The 3,097-nt window shown below is 34.5% G+C and carries 3 protein-coding genes and 1 pseudogene; all 4 read left to right on the top strand.

The features are described from left to right. The first annotated feature begins 410 nt into the window (after positions 1-410). The gene (locus M72_RS12390; RefSeq protein ID WP_243276202.1) at positions 411-1,175 is read left to right on the top strand and encodes an ATP-binding protein; all 765 of its coding nucleotides are present in this window, start codon (positions 411-413) and stop codon (positions 1,173-1,175) included. Positions 1,176-1,307: 132 nt separating this feature from the next. After that, complete coding sequence (locus tag M72_RS12385) at positions 1,308-1,964, top strand: DUF3879 family protein (RefSeq protein ID WP_055068439.1); 657 nt, start codon at positions 1,308-1,310, stop codon at positions 1,962-1,964. A gap of 65 nt (positions 1,965-2,029) precedes the next feature. Further along, positions 2,030-2,773 carry a hypothetical protein gene (locus M72_RS12380; RefSeq protein WP_055040720.1) on the top strand — a complete coding sequence of 248 codons (744 nt, stop codon included), beginning with the start codon at positions 2,030-2,032 and terminating at the stop codon, positions 2,771-2,773. Positions 2,774-2,904: 131 nt separating this feature from the next. Next, positions 2,905-3,097 (top strand): annotated as a pseudogene (locus M72_RS12375) (hypothetical protein); the annotation flags it as partial.

Below are 3,097 nucleotides of genomic sequence, written 5' to 3'. Positions count from 1 at the left end.
TTGTGATTGAGACTACCACAGTAATATTTACATTCTGTATAAATATGCTCAATCATTCCATATTAAATCTAGTAGTCTGGGGCGTTTTGACGGGGATTATAGTATATGTTCTGTATTATGAGGATATAGATAAACCCTTAAGACGTATTATTGAATGTGAAGCATTAGTATTTTGTATGTCTGTCTGTGAATCATTGGGAGTGATTCTTTTACAATGCATTTTGCAAGCCGCAGATATAAAAAATGTGAATGAAACGATGCTTTATTGCCTTGAGGTAACATTTTCAAAGGTGATACTTATTTTTTTGTATTACACATTCATAAACAGGTTTGTGAAAAAAAGTGATGTCCCTTATTCAAAGACACGGTACATCATGTATGGAATTATACTTCTATACAGTCTGATTAACATGAGTGTAATTGTAGAGAATTTTAAAAATGGAGAAGAAAATTATTTGTGTGCAGTCAACATGGGATGTATTGTTCTGGCAGATTTATACCTTTTATATTTTGTAAAAATGGCAGATGAAAAGAACTATTATGAAAAGCAGCTCATCGCTTTAGAGCAACAGGCAAAGGTACAATACGAATACTATTTGACGCAGACAAAAAAATATGATCAAACCGTCCACATATTACATGATGTAAATAAGCATATTAAAGCAATCGAAGGATTATATGGTGCAGAGCAGGGGAATACGGCAGGAGAATATGCAGCGGAAATCAGAGAACTGTTAAAGCCGCTCATTCCGGTTCAATACACAGAAAATCCAATATTAAACATTCTTCTTACCGATAAAGAATCCGTTATGAAGGAAAAAGGTATTTCAGTAACCATAAAGGTGGATAATGTGAATCTGAATTTCCTTGCACCAATCGACATTACAACTATTTTTGGAAATTTATTGGATAATGCGATTGAGGCTGCAGAGAAGCTTGAAGGCGGGAAATATATTTCGATTAAGATTGGCTCATACCATAAAATGATAGCTGCCAGCATCGAAAATAACTGCGGGGAGGTAAAGTGGAAAAATGGTTTTCCGGTATCAGCGAAAGGAAAAGGCGGTGGAATAGGACTGCTGAATGTTCAGAGCAGTGTAAAAAAATATGATGGAAATTTAATATTGAAAAGTGATGGAAATAAATTTATTGCTGAGTTATTCCTCAATTCATAAAAAGTCTTACTTCGTGCAAAAAAATCGTACTTGGTGCAGAAAAGGTAAAATATTAGAAGTGGGTTGTCGATAGAAAAAGAAAAATAAAGCGGATGACAGATATAAAAAATTTAATGATAGGAGGCTTCGATTATGTCAAGAATTACGGACTACGGTTTTTTATTTCAAACGACATTTGGAACATCAAAAACAAATTTAGTCAACAATATTCAGTTGTCCCAAATGAACAGCAGTTCTGTACAGAAACAATTAAAAGCAGCAGGGATCGACACAAACAGTAAAAAGTATAAAGCAGCACTGAGTGAGATGATGAAGAATGGAAACGGTGCAATGTTTACAAATGTTCAGGCAATTAAGAACCTGATGAGCCAGTATGACAAAAACGGAGACTGGATTGATCCGAATACTGGATTAACAGGACTTGCGGTAACGGATGAGAACAGAAACAGTTATAAACATATCATTTCTATTCCAGAGAGCAGCCGGGAAGAAATGTTTGAACTGGCAAAGAAAGAATTCTTAAATGAAAATGGTACTCTAAATGGTGATACTACCAAAAGGGAGAGTGTATATAACAATTTATACAGAAAAATGGATAAGGATGACCGCTTATCAGCAGGCTGGACAATGGAACAATATGAACATCAATACAGACAGGCATTTGCAGAAGCTGCAAAAGCCGCAGATTCTACATGGAGAGCTGGTAAACCAATACCGGCTGGCGCATTGGATGGTATTACAAGAGAGTCTGTTGAGAGTGGCAGGAAGTCAGTAGATATAAAGTTATAGATAGATTTATTTGTGAGCCACGAGGTGAAACTAAGATAATGGGTTTTAAGGAGGAAAAATAGGATATGAAAATATCTAATTACATGAATAATACGAATTCAATAATGGAAAAAAATACTGATAAAGTACAGAAAGGAAATAGTCAGACAAACGAAAAACATACAGTGGGGCAATCAGTGAAGCTTTCGATTTCTAATGAGGGATTGGAGTATTATCGTAATCGTATACAGCAGAGTGGACAGGAAAAATATGATGATGTGGTTCAAAGAAAGGAACTGTTAGCGAGTAAAAAAATCAGTGATATTGATTATAGTTATGAAATTCAAAAGAAGGCAGCACAGCAGAATCAAAATGTTGATACAGGAAAAAGTGCCTTAAATATTACTGACAAGGCAAATAATTATGTTAAAGCATACGCAGAATTATATGATGAAATTGTGAAGGGCTATGAAAATGGAACCAGAGAAATATATGTAGCTGATGAAAATGGACCTCGTAAGCTTACAAAGGATGAAGAGTTAAGCAATTTAGATGCTGCATATAAAAAAACAGTGGATGACTTTGTGACAATGGAGACAACCAATCAGCATGCCCGTGGAATTATTGGTGAAGAAATGAATAAAATTTCAAAAATTACCACAAGGTCAACTTTGGCATCGGCTTACATTGAGGAGCAAAAAACCAGGGGAAAGGACGAAATCCCAGAAAATTTAACTGAGAAAATGTATGGTGCAATTACCTCATTTAAGGAGAAATATACAATGATTCAGCCTAATAGAGAGCAGTTATTGATGAGCATTAAGATTTGATGATGTTAGTACTATGATTTACAAATAAAAATAGTAATTACATATCATATTGAGGCTGAGAGAAATTAAATATCCAAGTCGTTCAATATAATAGAAATTATTTTAAGTTTCAATAACAGGGAGGTAGGATTATGGCAATTACAGGTATCAATAACAGTAGTTACACATCGTATTATGCTTCAAATTACAAGAATACTGTTAAAAAAACAGATAGTGAAAAGGATAGTACAAATACAAAAGACGGCAACGTGACAACAAGTACAGTTGAATTAAAAACATCACGTCCCGGTGTGACAAAAACAGAGCAGATTAAGACAGGGTATA

This window comes from Roseburia faecis (genome assembly GCF_001406815.1).
In the GTDB taxonomy this organism is placed as follows: domain Bacteria; phylum Bacillota; class Clostridia; order Lachnospirales; family Lachnospiraceae; genus Roseburia; species Roseburia faecis.
This window is presented reverse-complemented; position numbering and strand designations above follow the sequence as displayed.